Source organism: Devosia rhizoryzae (assembly GCF_016698665.1).
Lineage (GTDB): Bacteria > Pseudomonadota > Alphaproteobacteria > Rhizobiales > Devosiaceae > Devosia > Devosia rhizoryzae.
The window spans coordinates 3291690-3314156 of sequence record NZ_CP068046.1 but is presented as its reverse complement, the minus strand read 5'-3'; the positions used below and the strand labels follow the sequence as shown (position 1 = coordinate 3314156).

Sequence of the window (22467 nt, the reverse complement as noted above, 5' to 3'; positions counted from 1 at the left end):
CCGGCCGGGCATCAAGTTTTACCCTGGGGGGCATCATGTCTTTAGCGAAAAATCTTGCCGAGCATCGCGGTGATGCCCTGCTCAAGCGCGAATTCAAGGGGATTGGCGTTTACCTCTTCTGGGTCTCGGGCATCATCAACGTGCTGGCGCTGACCGGCTCGTTCTACATGCTGCAGATCTACGACCGGGCGCTGACCAGTGGCTCCATTCCGACCCTGGCGGCGCTGTCCGTCCTGGCGGTCGGGCTTTACCTGTTCCAGGGCGCCTTCGACGTCGTGCGCAGCCAGCTCCTGGTGCGCATCGGGGCACGGCTGGACCGCATGCTGGCGCCGATCGCCCATCGGGTGAGCGTCGACATGCCTCGCTTCGGCTTTTCAACGCCGGAAGCGCTGGAACGCGGCCGGGACGTCGATACGCTGCGCACCTTCATGGGCAGCCAAGGCCCGGTGGCTTTGTTCGACCTCCCATGGGTGCCGCTCTACATTCTCTTCGTTTATTTCCTTCATCCGATGCTGGGGGCAATGACCCTGGGCGGCGCGGTCGTGCTGACGCTCCTCACGGTCTGGACCGAACTCAAGTCGCGCAAACTGGCGAGTGCAGCGCAGCAGGCCGGGGTGGCCCGCAATGCTATCGCCGACTCCAATGCCCGCAATGCAGATATCCTCAAGGCAATGGGCTTTGCCGGCCGTGCCGTTGCGCGGTTCAATACCGCCAACCAGGAGCACCTCAAGCTCCAGACCCAGGCCAGCGACGTGGTCGGCACCTTCAGCGCTTTCTCTCGCGTCCTACGCATGATCCTCCAGTCGGCGCTTCTGGGGCTCGGCGCTTATTTGACCATCCAGGGGCAGATGTCGGCCGGTGCGATCATCGCCGTCTCAGTTGCCTCATCCCGCGCGCTGGCGCCCATCGACATGGCCATCGGCAACTGGAAGGGCGTCGTTGCGGCGCGCCAGGCCTTCAAGCGCCTGCGCGAAACCATGGTCGCGCTTGGCGGCATGACCAAGCCGCTCGACCTGCCGGCGCCAAGCAAATCGCTTAAGGTGGAAAAGGTCACCGTCTCGGCGCCCGCTACGGGCCAGGTCCTGCTCTCGGAAGTCGGTTTCGAGCTTCATGCCGGTCAGGCGCTGGGCGTCATCGGCCCGAGCGGCGGTGGCAAGACAACGCTGATCCGCGCCCTGACCGGCATCTGGCCGGTGCTGCGCGGCGGCGTGCGGCTTGACGATGCCGAACTCAGCCAATGGGACGAAGACACGATCGGCCGCCATATCGGTTTCCTGCCGCAGGAAGTCTCGCTGCTCGATGGGACCATCATCGAAAACATCAGTCGGCTCGAGCCGCAGCGCGATGGCAGGGCGATCGTCGCCGCCGCCCAGGCTGCCGGCGTGCATGAAATGATCGTGCGCCTGCCGGAAGGCTACGATACCCAGCTCGGCCCCATGGGCACGGCGCTTTCAGCCGGCCAGCGGCAGCGCATCGGCCTGGCGCGCGCCCTTTATCGCGACCCGTTCATCGTCGTTCTCGACGAGCCCAACGCCTTCCTCGATGCCGAGGGCGAACTGGCACTCAATCGCGCCATTGCTCAGATCCGCAAGCGCGGCGGTATTGCCATTATCGTGGCTCATCGTCCCAGCGTCCTCGCCGAAGTGGACATGGTGGCCGTGATCCAGAACGGCAGGCTCACGAGCTTTGGTCCCAAGGAAAAGATCATTGCGCAGCAGAACAAGACCATGGCTGCCGACAACGAAGCCCGCCCCAATCGGCTAAAACCCATCCTTGCAGAGCAATCGGCATGATCATCCAGGCCAAGAGCAGCCGTCAGCAGGAGCCAACCCAGCTCGACGGACGAAAACGTTATGAGTTCATGACGCCGGAGCGGCTGTCACGGCTGCCGCTCTACGTCGCCGGGATCGTTGTGCTGGTCGCGGCTTACTTGAAGAGCGCAGTCGAAAACAAGGTACTGGCGCTAGCGCCAACGCCGGCGCCCGACGAGGCGCCCGAGGCGCTGCAGCGCCCCGTCAACTGGTGCCTGCCCGGCGACGAACTGCTCAGTGCCTCGTTGGAAGAGCCGGGAGTCGATCCCACCATAACCGGCAGCACGGGCGACGGCGCCGGTCCGCGCAGCCAGGTCGGGATTGGCCCCGCTTGGCCCGGTCCCTTTATTCCTTTGCCTGCGCCAACGATCAGCTTCACCAAGCCGTTCGAACCGTTCAACGCTTCGATCCAGGCCTTTTTCCCTGCCGCCTTCGAGCTTTCTTTTTCCAATGACAATCCCGGTGCCTTCCCGGCTGGCGGCACCAGCGTGCGCCCCCAAGTCGACCGCCCGGATGAAGACGGCCACACCAGCCCAAGCCGCAGCGACTACCCGGACGAGGACGGGGACGTGGAAGAAGAAGAGGAAGAGGAAACCGACGTTGGCAATCGGCCGCCGATGGTCTCGGCCCCGGTACGGCTCAATGACGTCTTCGCGGGCCAGGTCGTGCTGATCGGGCTCAGCAGCCTCCTCTTTGGCGCACACGACCCCGATGGCGACCCGCTTACCATTCTCAACATGACTGCATCCGGAGTGGGCGTGGTGCGCAGCACCAATGGCTGGACCGTTTCCACCGAGCACGGCTCGCTGGGCGAAGTCGAGCTGACTTACCAGATCAGCGATGGCGAGGCGGCCGTATGGCAGACCGCTGTCTTCAACATCATCCGCAATGGGGAAACGCTGACACCCGGCGATGATCTTCATGCCGGCACGCCCTACGATGACGATATCGATGGCCTCGGTGGCGACGACATCATCGACGCCCTGGCCGGCAATGACATGGTCTCCGGCGGAGATGGGGACGATCACATCAATGGGGGTGACGGCGACGATCACCTCTTCGGCGGCAATGGCAACGATGTGATCTTCGGCGGACGCGGTGACGACGTCATCCTGGGTGGCAATGGCAACGATCGGCTGCTCGGCGGCGATGGGGATGACATGATCGACGGCCAGGCAGGCGATGATTTTCTCTACGGTGAGGCCGGCGACGATCTTCTCACGGGCGGCGATGGCTGCGACCTGCTCGATGGGGGCACAGGCAATGACTTATTGCTGGGCGAGGCGGGCGATGACCGGCTCGAGGGCGGGACGGGCAACGATGCGCTCTTCGGCGGCGCAGGAAATGACATCCTGATCGCCGGAAGCGGCAATGACGTGCTTGATGGGGGCGAGGGGTGCGATCTGCTCGAGGGCGGAGACGGCGACGATCAACTCACGGGCGGTGCGAGCGACGACCGGGTCAAGGCCGGCGCTGGCAATGACCGTATCCTGGGCGATGCCGGCGATGACCAGATCGATGGCGGCGCGGGCGACGACATTCTCGACTACGCGGCGGCCGGACAAAGCGTCATCTTCGACCTCAGTGCCGGCAGGACCTACAGCTGCGAGTTCGGCACCGATACCTTTTCCGGCATCGAGCAGGCGATCGGCGGCGACGGAGACGACATCTTCATCCTCGGCGCCACGGCAACCGTGACCATGGGCGGCCGCGGGCGGGACACGTTCATCTTCGAAGTCGCCGGCGACGATCCGACGATCAGCGAAGATGTCATGCATGACATTCTCGATTTCGTGGTCGGCGACCGCATTCGCGTGCTGGATTACGAAATCGATCGCAGCGCCCGCGAGGCGGAAAAAGACCTCTTCAGGTCCGTCTACCAGGACGACGACGATGACGCCTGGCTACGCTCGGACCTGCCGATCATCGTCCGGCACGAGCGAACCGACGGCGTCGACCAGACGGTCATCATGGCCGATGTGGACCGAGACGACGTCTACGAAATCACCATCAACGTGCATGGCATTCACCTGCCGATCAACCCTGAGGCGGGCATTGCCTGACCCGACTGCCGCGTGGAGTAAGAGATGACGACGATCGATAGTTTTGCCCCCTATGGCGCAACCGCGCCGAGCTTCAAGGCCCCCAAAGGCCAGAGCGATCCTTTTGCGATGCGCGGCCGGGTTGCCTGGGGCGTGCTGTTCGGGGTGTTGCTTTTGGGCGGGGTCGGCGGCTGGGCCGTGACGGCAAAGCTATCCGGGGCTGTCATCGGCGTAGGAACGGTGCTGGTCGATCAGGATCTCAAGGTCGTCCAGCATATCGATGGCGGCGTCCTCCGCCAGATCGCCGTCAAGGAAGGCGACACGGTTACGCAAGGTCAGGTCCTGCTGCGTCTCGACGACGTGCAGATTGGCGCCGAGCGGTCGATCGTCATGGGACAGCTTCTCGAGCTGACAGCCCGCCAGGTCCGGCTTCTGGCCGAACGCGACGGCGCCGACGGTCTGGATTTTCCGTCGCAGTTCCTGGACCAGCACCCCGACGCTTCCATGATCGCCAGCGGCGAAGAACAGCTCTTTGCCGGCAATCTGCGCAACCTTCAGTCTCAAAAAGACCAGCTTCAGCTCCAGATCGGCCAGCTGGGGCAGGAAATCACCGGCTTGCAGTTTCAACGAACCGCAGTGCTTGCCGAACTTGATCTCGCACTGGACGAGCGCGATCGCATGCGTTCGCTGGCCGAAAGCCGCTTGATCGAAACATCGCGCGTCAGTGACGTGGAGCGCGAGGTCGCCCGCATGCAGGGCCAGCAGGGCGAAATCGACGCCAACCTGGCACGCGCCGAATCTCGCATCAGCGAAATCGAACTGCAGATCTTGGCTCTCGATGGGACCGTGCGCACCGAGGCGCAGCGAGAGTTGCGAGTGATCGAGGCGCAGATTGCCGAGCTGACCGAACGGCTGGCGGCAGTCGAGGAACGTTTTGCCCGCACTGAAATTCGCGCGCCGGTGAGCGGCACGATCAATGAGCTCAACGTCACGACCATCGGCGGGGTGATCTCGCCGGCCGAGCGCCTGATGACTATCGTTCCGGCCGATGCCGACCTTTCCATAGAGTTCCGGATAGCCACCAATGACATCGACCAGATTTCGGTCGGCCAGGACGCCAAACTACGCTTCAGCGCCTTCAATCAGCGCGTCACACCGGAAGTGGATGGCGTCATCACCCTCGTATCCGCTGCGGCCCAGCACAACCCGCAGACCGGCGAAAGTTATTATCTCGCACAGGTGGAGACGACAGGGCAGACCCAGAGCCTGGGCGCGCGCGGCCTCGTGCCCGGCATGCCCGTCGAGGTCTTCGTGCAAACCGAGGAACAAGTGGCACTGGCCTATTTCATGAAGCCCTTCACCGACCAAGTAACGCGAGCCTTCCGGGAGGAGTAGAGGCGGAAAAATCGAGCACATCTGACGCTTGACCCAATGAACGCCAGGAACATCGATATTTTCGCCACGGGCGCAATGGCGGCTCTCCGCCGCTTTGCCACCTACACCGCACCGACAGCTGCCGGCCCTCTACCTTTGCCTTTTTCGCAACGGCTCGCCGCATGGCAGGGAGGCACGCAAGGCGCTTAGCCAATACCACCTGCTAAGCGGCTGAATTTGCGTGTGATGTGGAAAGCTGGCGGAGAGAGAGGGATTCGAACCCCCGATGGAGTTGCCCCCATGCCGCATTTCGAGTGCGGTGCATTCAACCGCTCTGCCATCTCTCCGCGAGATCGAGGGCGCCCGGAGGCGCTGCTGGTCGATACGGGGCGGCTTATCGCATAAGGGTGGAACGGCTGCAACTGTCTTGTCTCACGTTTTCGTTTTGGGGGCACCAAACCCTGCCTCGTACGTTTGGGCCGCGGGAACATCCATAAAACAGGGAGAAGACAATGGTTTCGCGTCGAATGGTGGTGGCTGGAATGGCGGCTTTGCCTGTCTTGGGAATGGTGCGCGTTTCGGCGCAGGAAACCGATACTGTCACGACCAGCGAGGGTGACCTCGTGATCCATCCCGTGGATCACGCCAGCCTGGTCCTGACCTGGGGCGACCAGGCCATTTATGTGGACCCTGTGGGCGGCGCCGCGCTTTATGAAGGCCTGCCCGCCGCAACGGCTATCCTCATCACCCATGGTCATGGCGACCATTTTGATGTCCCCACGCTTGAGGCCATCGCCGGCGACGCGGTGCTGGTGACCAACCAGGACGTCTTCGACCAACTGCCCGAAGCCCTCAAGGCAAATGCGACGGCCATGGCGAATGGCGACGAGGGCACCGTCGTGAATCTTCCGATCCGCGCCATTGCCGCACATAACACCACGGCTGACCGCATGCAGTATCATCCGGTGGGCGTCGGCAACGGTTATGTCCTCACCTTCGGCGACCAGCAGGTCTATATTGCCGGCGACACCGAGCTGACCGATGACATGCTGGCGTTGACCGATATCGACATCGCCTTCCTGCCCATGAACCTGCCCTATACGATGACGCCGGAACAGGCGGCCGAGGCGATCAACACCTTCAAGCCAAAGGTCGTCTATCCCTACCACTATGGCGACAGCGACCTCAGCGTGCTCGAAGGCGTGGTGGAGGGCGACACGGAAGTGCGTCTCCGCAACTGGTATCCCAACGCCTGACCTGTCATCAATTGGCTTGACTCTGCGGACGCCTGCCCCGATAAGCCACACGATCTGCGCTCCGGTTCTGCCGGCGCGCCGATTTTGTTTGACAACGCTGCTCGAGGCTGCCGGCTGAATTCTTCGGCTCACCATTCGAAAAGCCCGCGGCTCTGGCACGAAAGCCGCGGCGCCACAGAGCGCGACAGATAGGGACCGGTTGGACCACCAATCGGCAATTGCATGACTTTCGCCGTTATCAAGACGGGCGGGAAGCAGTACAAAGTTGCTGCCAACGACCTGATCAAAATCGAAAAGCTTGAGGCTTCGGCCGGTGACATCGTCACCTTCGACCAGGTCCTCATGGTGGGCGACACCATCGGCCTGCCGCTGGTGGAAGGCGCTCTGGTCGCCGGCGAGCTCGTCGAGACTCGCAAGTCCAAGACCGTCATCGTCTTCAAGAAGCGCCGCCGCCACAATTCGCGCCGCCGCAACGGTCACCGCCAGCTGCTCTCCACCGTCCGGATCACCGAGATCCTGACCGGCGGCGCCCAGCCGACCGCGCGTGCTGCCGCTGCAACCGACGCGACCCCGTCCGTGACGGAGCAGGCTGCGCCCAAGAAGGCAAGCAAGGCGACCGAAGCCGAAGCCACCACTGCTGAAGCACCGGCCAAGAAGGCTTCTGCAAAGAAGGCCGCTGCCGCCACCGAAGACACCGCCGCTGAAAAGCCGGCGAAGAAGGCCGCGGCCAAGAAGACCGCTCCCAAGGCCGACCAGGAATAAGAGGAACTTAGACCATGGCACATAAAAAAGCAGGCGGCTCATCCCGCAACGGTCGTGATACCGCTGGCCGCCGCCTCGGCGTCAAGAAGTTCGGCGGCGAAGCTGTGATCGCCGGCAACATCATCATCCGCCAGCGTGGCACCAAGTGGGCTCCGGGCACCGGCGTCGGCCTGGGCAAGGACCACACCATTTTCGCGCTCGTCGACGGCACCGTCGCGTTCCGAACCCGTGCGAATTCCAAAGTACACGTGTCTGTCGTCCCGGCAGAGGCCGCCGAATAACCCGGCCGGTCTTACAAACCCAGCCGGTGACCAGTTCCCCGGCTTGGCGTTTGGCAGTGTAGTGCAAATGCAAAGGGGGACCGGTCAGCCGGTCCCCCTTTTCGTTTCCAGGAGCACGCCGCCAAATGACGATCCGCAACGACCGCAAGACCACTAACGCCAACCAGTTTGCACGTACCGCCGCGACGGCAACGATCCCAATGCTGGATTATGGGACGCTATCAAGATGACGCGGATCGAAACTTCGCGTCTCGTCCTGCGCGCCCCCCGGCCCGACGATGCGCCCTGCATTGCGCTGGGCATGGGCGAATTCGAAGTGGCCCGCTGGCTGGCGCCGGTGCCGTGGCCCTATACCCTGGCAATGGCCATCGATTGGGTCCGCATGGCGCCTGAGAATGGGCTCTTCGTCGTTGATCTACCGGGACGCGGTTTGATTGGCTGCGTCGTGCTCGGCGCCGAGCTGGGCTTCTGGATCGGCCGTCCCCACTGGGGCCGCGGCTATGCCACCGAAGCGGCAAGCGCCGTTCTCGACTGGTATTTTAGAACCTCGGATGAGCCCGAAATCTCGTCCATCGCCCATCACGCCAACAAGTCCTCGCTACGGGTCAAAGCCAAGCTCGGCTTTGTCGAAACCGGCCGCGATCGCCGCTTTTCGCACGCATTGGGGCATAATGTTGAGCATGTGGTGAGCACGCTGACGCGCGCCGATTGGCTGGCGGGCGAGGCAAAGCGATGTGCGTGATGAGAACCGACGAGGCAAGCCGATGAGAGACCGCCTCCCCGAGACGATCGAAACCGCGCGCCTCCTGCTGCGGCCACCCCATGTTTCCGATCTCGATGACCTTATCCGCGAGATCAACAACCCCAAAGTGCTGGAGCCCACGGCAAGCCTGCCCTTCCCCTATCTGCCTGACCATGGCCATGCCTTCCTCACCAAGCGGGAGCGGACCGGCCAGCATCCTTATGTCATCGCGGATCGGCAGACGGACCGCTTGCTTGGCGTGATCGGCCTCTACTTCGTGCCCGATCAGCCGGTGGAGCTCGGCTATTGGCTGGGCGAACGCTTCTGGGGGCAAGGCTTTGCGCCCGAAGCCGTCGACGCGCTGGTGAATGCAGCGATCGGCGTGGGCATTTCGCCCATCCGGGCCCGCGTGCTCAAAAGCAACCCTGGCTCGCTGCGGGTGTTGGAGAAGGCCGACTTTGCCTTGCTCGAAGAAACGGTGAGCGCCGTCGAGCGCCATCTCGGCAAGCCGCTTCTCGTGCTGGAGCGCAGGTGAACATGTCATGAACCCCATCATCAAAACGCCCCGTCTGCTCTTGCGGCCGCCGACCGCAACCGACGCCGAGGCCATCGCCAATAACCTCAACGACTTTGCCGTCTCCGGAAACCTTGCCCAGGTCCCCCACCCCTACCGCCTCGCCGATGCGGAGTCGTGGCTGCGGACCCGGCGTCTCGACACCTCCGTCGAGCGCATGAACTTTGCCGTCGAATATCAAGGGGCCTATATCGGCCAAGTAGGCTTTCACCCCGGCAGACAAGGTCCTGTCGTGGGCTACTGGATCGGCCAGCCGTTCTGGAACCGCGGCTTCATGACCGAGGCGGCCTGGGCAAGCCTCGACTGGTATTTCGGGCAGACCGGCGCGACCGCGATCTATTCGGGCGTCTTCCATTTCAACGCCGCCTCGCTCGCCATCCAGCGCAAGCTCGGCTTTAGCGAGATCGGCCGCTCGCGCCTCCATTGCCTTGCGCGCGGCGTCGAGGTGGAGCATATCGACACTCAACTCACGCGCGAGCGTTTCCGCCAGCTTGCGGCCCGATCCGGGGCGGCGAGCGCGACAACAGCAAAGTCAGTCTCATGAAGTTCCTCGACCAGGCCAAGGTCTATATCAAATCGGGAGATGGCGGCGCCGGCGCCGTCAGTTTCCTGCGCGAAAAATTCGTCGAATTCGGCGGCCCGGACGGCGGCAACGGCGGCAAGGGTGGCGACATCATTGCCGAATGCGCCGAAGGCCTCAACACCCTGATCGACTTTCGCTACCAGCAGCACTTCCGCGCCCCCACCGGCACCCATGGCATGGGCAAGAACCGCACCGGTGCCCATGGCGAGGACGTGATCCTGCGCGTCCCCAAGGGAACGCAGATTTTCGAGGAAGACCAGGAAACCCTGATCGCCGATTTCACCGAAGTCGGCCAGCGCGTCGTGCTGCTCAAGGGCGGCAATGGCGGGTTTGGCAATGCCTATTTCAAGACCTCGTCCAATCAGGCGCCCCGCCGCGCCAATCCCGGACAGGAAGGCACCGAAAAAGGCATCTGGCTAAGGCTGAAACTCATCGCCGATGCCGGTCTTGTCGGCCAGCCCAATGCCGGCAAGTCGACCTTCCTCGCCGCTGTTTCCGCCGCCAAGCCCAAGATCGCCGATTACCCTTTCACCACGCTCCACCCCAATCTGGGCGTGGTGCGCATCGGAGAGCGCGAATTTGTCCTCGCCGATATTCCGGGCCTCATCGAAGGCGCCTCGGAAGGTATCGGCATTGGTGATCGCTTCCTCGGCCACATCGAGCGTTGCCAGGTGCTGATCCACCTCATCGACGGCACCAACGAAGACGTCGCCCATGTCTATAAGGCCGTGCGCTACGAACTTGCCGCCTATGCCGACGTTTTGGCCGACAAGTCCGAAATCGTCGTGCTCAACAAGGTCGACGCGCTGAGCGAAGACGACATCAAGGCCAAGGTCAAGGCGCTCAAAAAGGCATCCAAGGCCGAAGTCCGCCTCGTCTCCGGCGCCACCGGCCAAGGCGTCGAGCAGGTCCTTTACGACGTGCTCAATATCCTCGACGCCGAGAAAGCGGCCGCTGCCGAACTGGTGCGCAAAAAGACGGAAGAAAAATGGACGCCTTGAGCTTGCTTGGGACGTTCAACGCGTGGGACGGCCCCCACCCAGCCTCCCGCGTAAGGCGGGGGAGGAGCACCATGGTGCCAAAGACTCGATCGAACTCCTCCCCCTTCTGCAGGGGGAAGCCGGGTGGGGGTGCAGGCACCGGAGTGCTGGCATGAACCCCCTCGCCCCCTATCGCCGCATCACCATAAAGATCGGCTCGGCCCTCCTGGTCGACAAGGCAGGCAAGTTGCGCGCGGATTGGCTGGCAGGCCTCTCCGAAGACATCGCGCACTTGAAGGCCGAAGGCCGCGAAGTGGTGATCGTCTCCTCCGGCGCCATCGCGCTCGGTCGCGGGCTTTTGGGCCTGTCCGCCATTGCCCTGACGCTTGAACAATCGCAGGCCGCCGCCAGCGCGGGTCAGATCGCCCTCTCGCAGGCCTGGGCTGAGGCACTCGGCCGGCACGGCATCGTCACCGGCCAGATCTTGATCACGCCCAACATCACCGAAGAGCGGCGCTATTTCCTTAATGCCCGCACCACCATCCAGACGCTTCTGGGCCTGGGCGCCATTCCGATCATCAACGAGAATGACTCGGTGGCAACTGCCGAAATCCGCTACGGCGACAATGACCGCCTGTCGGCCCGCGTCGCGACCATGATCGAGGCGGATCTTCTGGTGCTGCTGTCCGATATCGACGGGCTCTATACCGCACCTCCCGCCAAGGATCCCGCTGCCGAGCATCTGCCGGTGGTCGACCGCATCACCCCTGCCATCGAGGCCATGGCCGGTGGCGCTGCCAGCCACCTGTCGCGCGGCGGCATGACCACCAAGGTCGAGGCCGGAAAGATCGCAACGCTTGCCGGCACGGCCATGATCATCGCCAAAGGCACCGAAGCGCACCCGCTAAAACGCCTGACCGAAGGCGGCTTGCATACCCTGTTCCGCGCGGCCACGACCCGCGCCCAGTCGCGAAAACGCTGGATCATGGGGACGCTGGCCATGGCCGGGATCCTCCAGGTCGATGCCGGCGCCGCGCGCGCCCTGGGCACCGGGCGCTCACTGCTGCCGATCGGCGTGACCCGCATCACCGGCGCGTTCGAACGCGGCGACACGGTTTCCATCATCGATCCCGAAGGCCAAGAAATTGGCCGCGGTCTTGCAAGCCTGGATAGCGAGGACGCGCGGCTGGTCATGGGCAAAAGGAGCGATGTGATGGCCGAGCTTTTGGGCACCGGCAACCGCAGCGAGATGATCCATCGCGACAATCTGGTGCTCGTGGGCGCCAAGGAGAATGCACAATGAGCGCAGTGGAAGTCACCGATATCGGCGCGCTGATGAGCGAGATCGGCCAAAAGGCCCGCCTTGGCGCGCGTGCCCTGGCCATCGCCTCGCCGGAGCAGAAGCGCACCGCTCTCTTAACTGCTGCTGGCGCGCTCAATGCCCATCGCAAGAAGATCCTCCAGGCCAACGCGCTCGACATGGAAGCGGCCCGCACCAAAGGCATTTCCGGCGCCTTCCTCGACCGGCTCGAGCTTACCGACAAGCGCATCGACGGCATCATCGAGGCGGTACGCACCATTGCCGACCTCCCCGACCCCGTCGGCACGGTGATCAGCGAATGGGACCGGCCCAACGGCCTTCACATCGAGCGCGTGCGCACGCCCCTGGGCGTCATCGGCGTCATCTTTGAATCGCGCCCCAACGTAACCGCCGATGCCGGCGCGCTTTGCATAAAGTCGGGCAATGCCGTGATCCTGCGCGGCGGTTCGGACTCGTTCCATTCCTCGACCGCCATCGTCGATTGCCTGCTCGATGGCCTCCATCTCGCTGGCCTGCCGGTCGGATGCGTCCAGCTGGTGCCCACCACCGATCGCGAGGCGGTGGGTGAAATGCTCAAGGGCCTTGGCGGCACGATCGACGTCATCGTTCCCCGCGGCGGCAAATCGCTAGTGGCGCGGGTCCAGAGCGAAGCCCGCGTGCCCGTCTTTGCCCATCTCGAAGGCCTGGTGCATGTCTATATCGACCGCTCGGCCGATCTCGAAAAGGCGGTAACCGTCACCCTCAACGCCAAGATGCGGCGCACCGGTATATGCGGCGCAGCAGAAACGCTTCTCGTGCATCAGGACGTCGTCGCCACGCACCTCAAACCCATCGTCGAGGCGCTGATTGCCAAGGGTTGCGAAATCCGCGGCGATGCCCAAGTGCAGGCGCTGATCGCCGATGCTAAGCCCGCCACCGAACAGGATTGGCGCACCGAATACGAAGACGCCATCATTTCGGTAAAGGTGGTCGAAAGCCTCGAGGCGGCGATCGCTCATATTGAGCACTATTCGAGCCACCACACCGAGGCGATCATTGCCGAAGACGCGGCGGCCGTCGAAAAGTTCTTCAATGAGATCGATAGCGCCATCCTCGTCCACAATGCCTCGACCCAATTCGCCGACGGCGGCGAATTCGGCTTTGGCGGCGAAATCGGCATCGCCACCGGCAAGATGCATGCGCGTGGGCCGGTCGGCGTCGAACAGCTGACGAGCTTCAAATACCGCGTGCGCGGCAACGGACAGCTGCGCCCTTGAGCCAGCCTATTCCCGGCATCACCAAAATCCCGCCTTCGGCGCCGGGCATGCGCATCGGCCTTTTCGGGGGCAGCTTCAATCCGATTCATGACGGGCATCGCCTCGTCATGGAGGAAACCCTGCGCCGGCTGCGGCTGGATCAGCTTTGGGTGCTCGTTACCCCCGGCAATCCGCTCAAGAACAACGAAAAGCTCGCGCCCCTGGCCGATCGGGTCACAGCTGCCCGGCAATTCCTCGCCCACCCTCGCATCCGCGTCACCGGCTTTGAAGCCGCCAGGGGCTTTACCTATACCTGGGAAACGGTGCGGTTTCTAACGCAGTCCCTGCCCGGTAGGCACTTCGTTTGGATCATGGGCGCCGATAGCCTTGCCGATCTCCACCGTTGGGAACGCTGGCGCGATATTGCCGCCACGGTGCCGCTGGCAGTCTATGTCCGGCCTGGCTCGTCGCGGCGGGCCCTGGCCTCCCGTGCGGCAACAACGCTCGACTTCGCCCAGCTCGACGAAAGCGACGCCCCTCTTCTCGCAAGCGCGAAAACCCCGGCCTGGATCTACCTTCAGGGACGGCAATCGAGTCTCTCGTCCTCGGGTATCAGGGCAGCGAAAAGCCAAAAGTAACTGCGTGTTAAGGCCTGACCTTGCGAAAATGGCCGTCTGACCGTATATTTGCCCCCAGTGATTGAAGTCACCGGAACAGGAACTGACGGCTTGCCGTTTATTCGACGCCGCTTTTTTTCCGATCAACAACCAAGGATGTTTATCGTTCGCATGACCCGTGCACGCGCAGGGGCGGAGGTCCTTTACTGATGGCCGCGCTGCCCACCAATACCGTCAACACCCCGCCCGCCGCAGCCAATGCGGTGCAGAAGCCCCTGATCGACGTGATCCTCGAGACGCTCGATGATGCCAAGGCCGAGGAAACCGTTGCGGTCGATATTACCGGCAAGTCCTCGCTGGCCGACCACATGGTCGTGACCTCGGGTCGCTCGCAGCGCCATGTCGGCGCCGTCGCCGATCAGGTGATCACCGCCCTGCGCGACAACGGCTACGGCAAGCCGCGCGTCGAAGGCATGCCCAATGCCGATTGGGTCCTGGTCGATGCGGGCGACGTCATCCTCCACATCTTCCGCCCCGAAGTGCGCGAGTTCTACTCGATCGAAAAGATGTGGCAGGCCGATTTCGCGGCTGATCAGCACTAAGCTGTGCGGATTAGCATTGCCGCCGTCGGGCGGATCAAGAACGGGCCAGAGCGCGAGCTTGTGGCCCGTTATCTTGAGCGGGCGCAGGCTTCGGGCAAGCCGCTGGCCTTGACCGGCTTCGACGTTCACGAACTCGCTGAAAGCCGCGCCGGCTCCGCCGCTTCCCGCAAGGCAGAAGAGGCCAAAGCCATCCGCGCCACCCTGCCCGAGGGCATGCTGGTGATGCTGGACGAGCGCGGCAAATCGCTGAGCTCGGAAGCCTTTGCCACTCAACTCGGCCGCTGGCGCGACGATGGACGTCAGGCGGTCGGCTTCGTCATCGGTGGTGCCGACGGCATCGACCCCGATTTCGTCAAATCCGCCGACCTGACCCTGAGCTTTTCCCCCATGGTCTGGCCTCATCAGCTGGTGCGCATCATGCTGGCTGAACAGCTTTATCGCGCCACCACCATCCTTTCGGGGCATCCCTATCATCGCGGTGACTGAGCTCACCGGATGGTTAAGCATTGTTAACCAGCGCTTTGCCGGCTGCTTGCTAAGGTGCGGCAAGTGATTCGGGGCGGAGAGCCCTTATTGGGAGTTGCCATGCGCTTGCGGCCGGCCCGCATCGTTACGCTGTTGCTGGTCAGCGGCCTGCTTGCGGGCACAGCCGTGCTGCCGCTTTGGGCGCAGACCGAAACGCCCACAAACGCGGTCGACGCCGATCTTCGTCCCAGCATTCCGGCCGATCCGACATTGGTGCCGGCGCCGGCTGAACCCGCGACCGACGTTCCCACCACCGAAACCCCGCTGCTCGCGCCTGCCCCTGCCGAGTCACCCGCAGCCGAACCAACAGCGTCCCCCACGGAAACCGCTCCCCCTCCAGCCGCCAGCAGCAATGCCGCAGACCTTGAGGAAGTCGAAGCCTCGCTCACCATCAGCCGCGAACGCATCGATGCGCTCAAGGCCGAGATCGCGGCGATGGAAGGCGACACCGCCCAGCAGAACGCCGCCCTGATCGCCGCCGGACAGCGCGTCAAGCTCGCCGAAATCGAGGTGGCCGATGTCGAGGAACGCCTCTCGGACCTGATCGTGCGGGAACTCGAAGTGCGCGGCCGCCTTGATGGCGCCGATGCCGAGATTGCCAATGTCCTTGCTGCCCTCCAGCGCATCTCGCTCAATCCGCCACCGGCCCTTGTCGTCGACCCCGATGACGCGCTGGGCTCGGCGCGCGGCGCCATGCTGATCGCTGCCATCCTGCCCCAGCTGCGCACCAAGGCCGATACGGTTGCGGCCGACCTCAAGGCGCTCACCGACATCAAGACCGCGGCCCTTGCCGAAGAAGCGACGCTCAAGGCCAATCACGACGTGCTGGAAGAAGAACAGCTGCGCATCGCAACGCTGATCGCCGCCCGCCGCCAGGGCATCACCCAGATCAGTGCGCAACTGAGCGAAGAAGAAGCCGCCGCCGTCGACCTCGCCGAACGCGCCAGCACCCTGCGCGAACTCATCGGCGCCCTTTCCGAGCGTGCCGCCGCCAGTGCTACCGGTACCCCAACACCTGCTGCCGATCCGGACGCACCGACGCTCTCTCCCGAAGCCATCCAGCTTGCCTTCGCCGACACGTCGCGAACCCAGCCCGCCGTGCCGTTCCAGCTGGCGCGCGGCTACCTTACCCAGCCCTCGAACGGCGTCACCGTCGTCGAATTCGGCGCCAATGACGGCCAGGGCGGCATCTCGCAGGGCCAGTCCATCGTCACCCGCGCCGAAGCCCAGGTCCTGGCGCCGGCCGATGGTTTTGTGCTCTACAAGGGCCCTTACCTCAATTACGGCCAGATCGTCATTCTCAATACCGGCGGCACCTACACGGCGCTTCTCGCGGGGCTTGAAACCATCTCGGTCGATATCGGACAATTCGTGCAAATGGGCATGCCGATCGGCACCATGGGATCACGCACAATTGGACGGACGGTCACCACCAGTGCTGGTAACGAGCAACCGACCCTTTATATTGAGCTAAGACAAAACAACGAGCCCTTCGACCCAGCCGGGTGGTGGGCCAATAACGGACAGACGGGATAAAACACCCCATGCGCTTACCCACCCTTCGCGCTGCCGCCGTTTGCGCGGCATTGCTGGTGCCGGCCACCGTATTGATTGCCCAAGACCAGACACCGGTCCAGACGCCGTCCGAGGCACCCACCGAAGTCGCACCCGGCGAAGAGGTGCCCGTCGACGAAACCCCCAATCCAAGCGGCGAAGAGCCCGAGCCCACCGAAGCCGAAAAGGCGATCGTGGAGGCCCGCGATCCGCTCGAGATCTATTCCGACCTCAATCTCTTCGGCGAAATCTTTGATCGCATCCGCGCCGAATATGTCGATCCGCCGGATGAAGAAGAGCTGATCCGCGCCGCCATCCAGGGCATGCTGACCTCGCTTGACCCTCATTCGGGCTACCTGCCGCCTGTCGAATACGACGAAATGCGCGAGGATACGTCCGGTCAGTTCGGCGGTCTTGGCGTCGAAATCCAGATGGAAGACGACCTCATCAAGGTCGTTTCCCCCATCGACGACACGCCCGCTGCGCGCGCCGGCATCTTGTCCAATGACCTGATCTACGAAATCGACGGCAAACCCGTGCAGGGCATGACCCAGGACGAAGCCGTGGAGCTGATGCGCGGCGAAGTGGGCACCAAGGTGAAAATTTCGGTGGTTCGCGAAGGCGTCGATAAGCCGCTCGAATTCGAACTCACCCGCGCCGTCATTTCCATGCGCGCCGTGCGCTGGTCCATGGAAGGCGATGTCGCCGTGCTGCGCCTTGCCCGCTTCTCGGAACAGGCCTTTGTCGGCATCGAACGTGCCGTCGAAGACATCTATGAAGAGCGCGATGGCGTCGCGCCCAAGGGCATCATCCTCGACCTCCGCAACAATCCGGGCGGTCTTGTCGACCAGTCCGTGATGGTAAGCGATGCCTTCCTCGATCGGGGCGCCGTGGTTCTGACCCGTGGCCGCACCGATGGCGACAGCGACCGCTATGACGCTGGTCCCGACCCGCTCGATGCCCGCCTCAAGGACGTGCCGCTCGTCGTGTTGATCAATGGTGGCTCGGCTTCTGCGTCGGAAATCGTCGCCGGTGCGCTCCAGGACCACAAGCGCGCAACGCTGGTCGGCACCCGTTCCTTCGGCAAGGGCTCGGTACAGTCGATCATCTCGCTTGGCCCCGATGGCGCCATGCGGTTGACCACGGCGCGCTACTACACGCCCAACAATCGCTCGATTCAGGCGCTCGGCATCACGCCCGATATCGAAGTGCTGCAGGTCGTGCCCGAAGAGTTCCAAGGCCGCGACGAGATCATCGGCGAGGCCGGGCTTGAAGGCCACATCGTCATCGAAGGCCAGGAAGAATCGACTGTTGGTTCCTCGGTCTATGTGCCGGCCGAAGCGGCTGATGACACGCAGCTGCAATACGCGGTGCGCCTGATCAACGGCGAAGAAACCGATCCGGCCTACCCGCCACCGCAGGAATAGGCCGGTCGAGCCTGTGCTAGAATCAGGGTGCGGCGCGTGATTCGTGCCGCACCCTTTGTATTGGGAGCCCCGCGCGGGCATGAGCGGAAACGCCGATGGCCAATGATCTTTCGACCCCCCTGACCGGACGAAAGCGCCGCAACCAGCAAAAGACTGGCCGCTTCCACTTTCCCCTGGCACGTCTCCTGTTCGCCGTCATCGCCCTCGCCGTGGGCGCCGTGGTCCTGCGCATCGCCCTCGTCGATGAACCCAATGGCGGCCGCCCGAGCCAGGAAGTCGCGATCACCACGACACGCGATGGCAACACGGTCGCCAACCAGGTCGCCAGCGGCCCCGCGACCATCACCGCCGATCCCCAGCAATTTCCAGCCGGCAGCAGTTTCACCAGCGTCGCCCCGCCCGGCGAAACGGCGACCGCCACTGGCCAGGTGCCGGACCGCTATGGTGCGCTGCCGGACCTCAGCGAAGAAACCGCCAACGGCGCCATCCCCCGCATCTCGGGAACCGGCCTCAGCCCCTTCGTGGCCTACCGCCGCCCCGCCGACGCGGCCATCGCCGCCGGCAAGCCCATGGTCGCCGTCGTGGTCACAGGTCTCGGCATCAACGAGCAAGGATCGCTCGACGCCATCGAACAATTGCCGGACGACGTGACCCTGGCCTTTGCCCCCTATGGCCGCTCGCTCGAAAATACCGTCTCCGCCGCTCGCACTTCGGGCCACGAAGTGATGCTCGAAGTGCCGATGGAGCCCTTTGATTATCCGCAGAACGACCCCGGCCCGCATACCGTCCTCACCGGCGAAACGCCGCGCGCTAACCTGGACAAGCTGTTCTGGCTGATGGCGCGCTTTGGCGGCTATTTTGGCGTCGTCAACAATATGGGCGCCCGCTTCACCGCCTCGGCCGCCGACATGGCGCCGGTGATGGAAGAGTTTGGCGCACGGGGCCTCGGCTATCTCGATGATGGCTCCTCAAATCGCTCCGTGGCGGCGCAGCTCGCCGGCGCCAACAAGGTGCCCTATGGCCGCGCCGGTCAGATGATCGACGCCAATCCTGCCCGTGCATCCATTCTCGAGGCGCTGGCCAGCCTTGAAGCCCAGGCGCTGGAAACCGGCAGCGCCATTGGTATTGTGAGCGCCTTGCCCATTTCGGTGTCGACTGTTTCCGAATGGGCGCGTGAACTGGACGCCAAGGGCATCGCGCTGGTGCCTGCCAGCGCCTTGATGAAGTAGGTCCAAACCATGGTTGATCGGGAAAGCCTGCCCTATCGCGATTGCGTCGGCCTTGCCATTTTCAACGGCCGCGGCGAGGTCTTCGTCGGTCATCGCAAAGGCATCACTGACGAGCATGCCTGGCAAATGCCACAGGGCGGCATTGACGAGGGCGAGGATCCGCTCCGCTGCGCCATGCGCGAGCTCTATGAGGAAACCAGCGTGACCTCGGTCAGTCTCCTCGCCGAGGCCCCCGAATGGATCTATTACGACCTGCCGGATGATACACTCGGGGTGGCGTTCAAGGGCAAATATCGCGGCCAGCGCCAGCGCTGGTTTGCCTTCGCCTTTCACGGCGATGACAGTGAAATCGACGTGCTCACCCCCGGCGGCGGCAAGCACAAGGCGGAGTTCGACGGCTGGCGCTGGGAAAAGCTTTCCCGCACGCCAGCCCTCATCGTACCGTTCAAGCGACCGGCCTACGAAAAGGTCGTCGAAGCCTTCGGCGACATTCCGCAACGTTTTGCTTGAACTGAATTGACATGAAAACCATCGGCCTGATCGGCGGCATGAGCTGGGAAAGCTCGGCCCACTATTATCGCATCCTCAACGAGGAAACCGCTCGCCTTCTTGGTGGGCTCCACTCCTGCCCCGTCATCATGCATTCGGTGGATTTCGCCCCAATTGCCCAGATGCAGGCGGCAGGTGACTGGGACCGCGCCGGGCGCGAGCTCAACACCGTAGCGCGGGGGCTCGTCTCGGCCGGCGCCGAGGTGCTGGGCATCGCCACCAACACCATGCATGTGATCGCCGATGCCATCACCCAAAGCCTCGACGTGCCGCTCTTGCATATCGCCGACCCGACCGCCGAGACGCTGCTTGCCGACGGCTTCGACACGGTCGGCCTTTTAGGCACAAGCTTCACCATGGAAATGCCCTTCTACAAGGACAGGCTCATGGCGCGTGGTTTAACGCCGCTGGTGCCCGAAGTCGACCGCACCAACCTCCACGGCATCATCTACGAAGAGCTCTGCAAGGGCATCGTCCGCGACGAGTCCCGCCAGGTCTATGTGACCGCCATCGAGCGCCTCAAGGCACGCGGCGCCCAGGCCGTGATCCTGGGCTGCACCGAGATCGGCATGCTGATCGACGACAGCGTAAGCCCGCTGCCGACCTACGACACCACCGACCTCCACGCCAAAGCCCTGGTCGCCGCCGCCTTAAGCTAGACCACAATGCTCCAGTAGCCCCACCCTGAGGTGCGCAGCAAAGCGAAGTCTCGAAGGGCGAGGGCGTGGCACAAACATTGGAGTACCCACCCCGCTGGTTCAATTCTACGCTGCGCTCCGCACCTCACCACGAGGGCTCCGGAAGGACTTCACCTCCGGCTCCGCCTCAAGCCTGAAAATATCGACGATTTGATCGAGCGCATGCGTCTGGCCCTCGGTCTGCTCGATCACCGCATTGGTTTCTTCCACCAGCGACGCATTGTGCTGCGTCATCTGATCGAGCGTGCGCACGGCAGTGTTCACTTCCTCGATTGAGGCCGCCTGTTCGCGGCTCGCACGGGCGATGGCGCGGACGAGCGCGCTGTTTTCCTGCACCGCATCGAGCATGGCCCGCAACCGGTCTTCCGCCGCCGAGACGAGCCCGGCGCCTTCCTTGACCTCGCCATTGCTGCGCTCGACCAGAGCCTTGACCTCCGACGAGGCTTGGGCCGCCGATTGCGCCAGGCGCCGCACTTCGACGGCCACCACGGCAAAGCCCTTGCCGGCATCCCCTGCCCGCGCCGCTTCCACCGAGGCATTGAGCGCCAGAAGATTGGTCTGGAAGGCGATGTCGTCGATCATGCCGATGATGTTGGAAATCTTGGCCGAAGACTGGGTAATCCGCTCCATGGCGTCGGTGGCCTTGCCCATGACGCTGCCGGACTCTTCAGCCGTCCGCGACACCGTCTCAGCCTTTTTGGCCGCGTCCTCGGCCATGCCCGCATTGCTGGCGACGGTGGTCGCAAGCTCTTCCATGGCCGCCGAAGTTTCTTCGATAGTCGCCGCCTGGCGCGTCGTCCGCTCAGAGAGGTCATTGGCGCCGCTGAGAAGCTCGCCGCTCGCGGTCCGCAGCGACTTTGTGGTGAGGCGCAGCTGGCCGACCACGTCGGCGAAACGCTCGACCGTGCCATTGAGCGCCAAGCGCAGGTCTTCAAATTCCGGCGGAAAGGGAAGGATGATCGTGCTCGAAAGATCGCCATCCGCGAGGCGCTTCAAACCGGCACCGATCGCCGCCACCGACTGCTTGCGCGCGGTGACGTCGATGGCAAACTGCACGACCTTGTAGGGCGCGCCATCGGTGTCGAAGATCGGCGTAAAAGTGCTCTGAATCCAGACTTCCTGGCCAGCACTGGTGCGGCGCCGATATTCGCCGCTCTTGAACGCGCCGTCCTCGAGCTCCTGCCAGAACTGGCGATAAACCTGGCTGGTCGGATCGGCATCGGGCAGGAAAAGCGCATTCGGCCGCCCGATGATTTCCTCGAGTCGATAGCCAAGCATCGAGAGAAAATTGTCGTTGGCGGTGATTACCGTCCCATCGAGATTAAACTCGACAACCATCTGCGATCGCGAAATCGCCTGCAGCTGGCCGGTATGGTCCGCCGCTTCTGCGAGGTGCTGGCGCGCCTGCGCGTCGAGCGCCGCCTTTTCGAGCGAGTTGACGCGGAAAATCTCGACCGCCCGCGCCATGGCGCCGATCTCGTTGCCGGCAGCCTTGTGCGGCACTTCGGCATCGAGTTCACCTTCGGCGATGACGCTCATGACATCGGCCAGTTGCGGGATCGGTCGCATCATGCGGCGCGCGAGGATCAGCGCGGCAACCGACATCACCAGCAAGACCACGAGCCCGCTGGCACCCAGGGCGATCATCGATTGGTAAAGCACGGCATCGAAGCGCGCACGGTCGACACCGACCATCAGTGCGCCGATCACCGTGCCATCGGCCGTGGCGATCGGCTGGTAGCGCAGGAGATAGGTGTTGCCGGCGATCGTTGCTTCGACGTCGGCGTGCTGGTTCGCGGCAAGCGTTGCGAACAGCGGGCTGTCCGCGGAGATCGGCGTATCTAGCAACCGTTCGCCGGCCTCGTCGACAAAGGTCGTGCTGCCGACAACGAAGTCGGGGCTGGTCTCGGGATCGAAAACGAAGACCGAAGCCTGTGTGCCCGAGACCCGACCCACGGCATCGATCACGTCATGGCTGCGAAACCGCGGCATGCTGCGGGCGGAGAGGCTCACCACATTGCCCGCTTCGTCCGACCCGACTTCAAGGCTCGGCAGGTTGACCTGGAAGATCTGCGCCGCAATTCGCGTGCCGTCGAGCAGCGCCTGCTGCGCCTCGCCCTCGGCCGAATTCTGCAAGGTCACAAAAAGGCTCGCCAGGACGGCAAGAATGGAAACGCAGATAGCGCCGATCGTCATCGCCGAAATGGCAAAAGTCAGGCGCATATTGGCAAGCAGTGCAGCCATTGAGTGGTCCCCTTTTCCCCGACCCCCCGGCCGGACACCCTCTTCCCTGGTCGCCAGATTG

General features: G+C 63.5%; 21 protein-coding genes and 1 tRNA gene. 20 read left to right on the top strand and 2 right to left on the bottom strand.

All coding sequences use genetic code 11. The features are described 5' to 3' along the window. The first annotated feature begins 35 nt into the window (after window positions 1–35). Genes JI748_RS16280 through JI748_RS16270 form a run of 3 tightly spaced genes read left to right on the top strand, consistent with a single transcriptional unit; the run spans window position 36 to window position 5248 of the window. Window positions 36–1793 (top strand): type I secretion system permease/ATPase, encoded by a 1758-nt coding sequence (locus tag JI748_RS16280; protein WP_201633106.1) that lies wholly within the window; start codon window positions 36–38, stop codon window positions 1791–1793. Then, window positions 1790–3874 carry a cadherin-like domain-containing protein gene (locus tag JI748_RS16275; protein ID WP_201633103.1) on the top strand — a complete coding sequence of 695 codons (2085 nt, stop codon included), beginning with the start codon at window positions 1790–1792 and terminating at the stop codon, window positions 3872–3874. Before JI748_RS16280 ends, JI748_RS16275 begins: the two co-directional genes overlap by 4 nt. Window positions 3875–3898: 24 nt before the next feature. Beyond that, complete coding sequence (locus JI748_RS16270; protein WP_201633100.1) at window positions 3899–5248, top strand: HlyD family type I secretion periplasmic adaptor subunit; 1350 nt, start codon at window positions 3899–3901, stop codon at window positions 5246–5248. A gap of 236 nt (window positions 5249–5484) precedes the next feature. On the opposite strand, the gene JI748_RS16265 is transcribed toward JI748_RS16270, so the two are convergent. Next, window positions 5485–5574 (bottom strand) — tRNA-Ser (locus tag JI748_RS16265). A 165-nt stretch (window positions 5575–5739) separates the two neighbouring features. On the opposite strand from JI748_RS16265, the gene JI748_RS16260 reads away from it, so the two are divergent. The 17 genes from JI748_RS16260 (at window position 5740) to JI748_RS16180 (ending at window position 20123) form a co-directional block, all read left to right on the top strand. Beyond that, entirely contained in the window at window positions 5740–6483 is a 744-nt protein-coding gene (locus JI748_RS16260; RefSeq protein ID WP_201633099.1) for an MBL fold metallo-hydrolase, read from the top strand. Between the two features lie 222 nt (window positions 6484–6705). Then, window positions 6706–7245, top strand: a complete 540-nt coding sequence (gene rplU, locus JI748_RS16255) for a 50S ribosomal protein L21 (protein WP_201633097.1) — start codon at window positions 6706–6708, stop codon at window positions 7243–7245. Between the two features lie 14 nt (window positions 7246–7259). Beyond that, window positions 7260–7526, top strand: a complete 267-nt coding sequence (rpmA, locus tag JI748_RS16250) for a 50S ribosomal protein L27 (protein ID WP_164532805.1) — start codon at window positions 7260–7262, stop codon at window positions 7524–7526. A 226-nt stretch (window positions 7527–7752) separates the two neighbouring features. Next, window positions 7753–8268 carry a GNAT family N-acetyltransferase gene (locus JI748_RS16245; RefSeq protein WP_201633095.1) on the top strand — a complete coding sequence of 172 codons (516 nt, stop codon included), beginning with the start codon at window positions 7753–7755 and terminating at the stop codon, window positions 8266–8268. 22 nt (window positions 8269–8290) lie between these two features. Then, window positions 8291–8803: a GNAT family N-acetyltransferase gene (locus JI748_RS16240; RefSeq protein WP_201633094.1), complete on the top strand. Its 513-nt coding sequence runs from the start codon at window positions 8291–8293 to the stop codon at window positions 8801–8803. A gap of 7 nt (window positions 8804–8810) precedes the next feature. After that, window positions 8811–9386, top strand: a complete 576-nt coding sequence (locus JI748_RS16235) for a GNAT family N-acetyltransferase (protein WP_201633092.1) — start codon at window positions 8811–8813, stop codon at window positions 9384–9386. Continuing rightward, entirely contained in the window at window positions 9383–10426 is a 1044-nt protein-coding gene (gene obgE, locus JI748_RS16230; RefSeq protein WP_201633091.1) for a GTPase ObgE, read from the top strand. Before JI748_RS16235 ends, obgE begins: the two co-directional genes overlap by 4 nt. Window positions 10427–10577: 151 nt before the next feature. Beyond that, on the top strand, window positions 10578–11708 hold the full coding sequence (gene proB / locus JI748_RS16225; protein ID WP_201633088.1) for a glutamate 5-kinase: 1131 nt from the start codon (window positions 10578–10580) through the stop codon (window positions 11706–11708). Then, window positions 11705–12982: a glutamate-5-semialdehyde dehydrogenase gene (locus JI748_RS16220; RefSeq protein ID WP_201633085.1), complete on the top strand. Its 1278-nt coding sequence runs from the start codon at window positions 11705–11707 to the stop codon at window positions 12980–12982. The genes proB and JI748_RS16220 overlap by 4 nt, the downstream gene beginning before the upstream one ends. Continuing rightward, window positions 12979–13599, top strand: coding sequence for a nicotinate-nucleotide adenylyltransferase (locus JI748_RS16215; protein ID WP_267911599.1), 621 nt, complete (start codon window positions 12979–12981; stop codon window positions 13597–13599). Before JI748_RS16220 ends, JI748_RS16215 begins: the two co-directional genes overlap by 4 nt. A gap of 188 nt (window positions 13600–13787) precedes the next feature. Beyond that, window positions 13788–14180 (top strand): ribosome silencing factor, encoded by a 393-nt coding sequence (rsfS, locus tag JI748_RS16210; RefSeq protein ID WP_164532812.1) that lies wholly within the window; start codon window positions 13788–13790, stop codon window positions 14178–14180. A gap of 3 nt (window positions 14181–14183) precedes the next feature. Further along, on the top strand, window positions 14184–14666 hold the full coding sequence (gene rlmH / locus JI748_RS16205) for a 23S rRNA (pseudouridine(1915)-N(3))-methyltransferase RlmH (RefSeq protein ID WP_201633082.1): 483 nt from the start codon (window positions 14184–14186) through the stop codon (window positions 14664–14666). Window positions 14667–14765: 99 nt separating this feature from the next. After that, the gene (locus JI748_RS16200; RefSeq protein WP_201633079.1) at window positions 14766–16241 is read left to right on the top strand and encodes a murein hydrolase activator EnvC family protein; all 1476 of its coding nucleotides are present in this window, start codon (window positions 14766–14768) and stop codon (window positions 16239–16241) included. Window positions 16242–16249: 8 nt separating this feature from the next. Further along, on the top strand, window positions 16250–17686 hold the full coding sequence (locus JI748_RS16195) for a S41 family peptidase (RefSeq protein WP_201633076.1): 1437 nt from the start codon (window positions 16250–16252) through the stop codon (window positions 17684–17686). A 95-nt stretch (window positions 17687–17781) separates the two neighbouring features. Then, entirely contained in the window at window positions 17782–18915 is a 1134-nt protein-coding gene (locus tag JI748_RS16190; protein WP_201633073.1) for a divergent polysaccharide deacetylase family protein, read from the top strand. Window positions 18916–18924: 9 nt separating this feature from the next. Continuing rightward, entirely contained in the window at window positions 18925–19425 is a 501-nt protein-coding gene (locus JI748_RS16185) for an RNA pyrophosphohydrolase (RefSeq protein WP_201633071.1), read from the top strand. An 11-nt stretch (window positions 19426–19436) separates the two neighbouring features. Then, window positions 19437–20123, top strand: a complete 687-nt coding sequence (locus JI748_RS16180) for an aspartate/glutamate racemase family protein (RefSeq protein WP_201633068.1) — start codon at window positions 19437–19439, stop codon at window positions 20121–20123. A 105-nt stretch (window positions 20124–20228) separates the two neighbouring features. On the opposite strand, the gene JI748_RS16175 is transcribed toward JI748_RS16180, so the two are convergent. Continuing rightward, window positions 20229–22406, bottom strand: coding sequence for a methyl-accepting chemotaxis protein (locus tag JI748_RS16175; protein WP_201633065.1), 2178 nt, complete (start codon window positions 22404–22406; stop codon window positions 20229–20231). Window positions 22407–22467 lie beyond the last annotated feature (61 nt).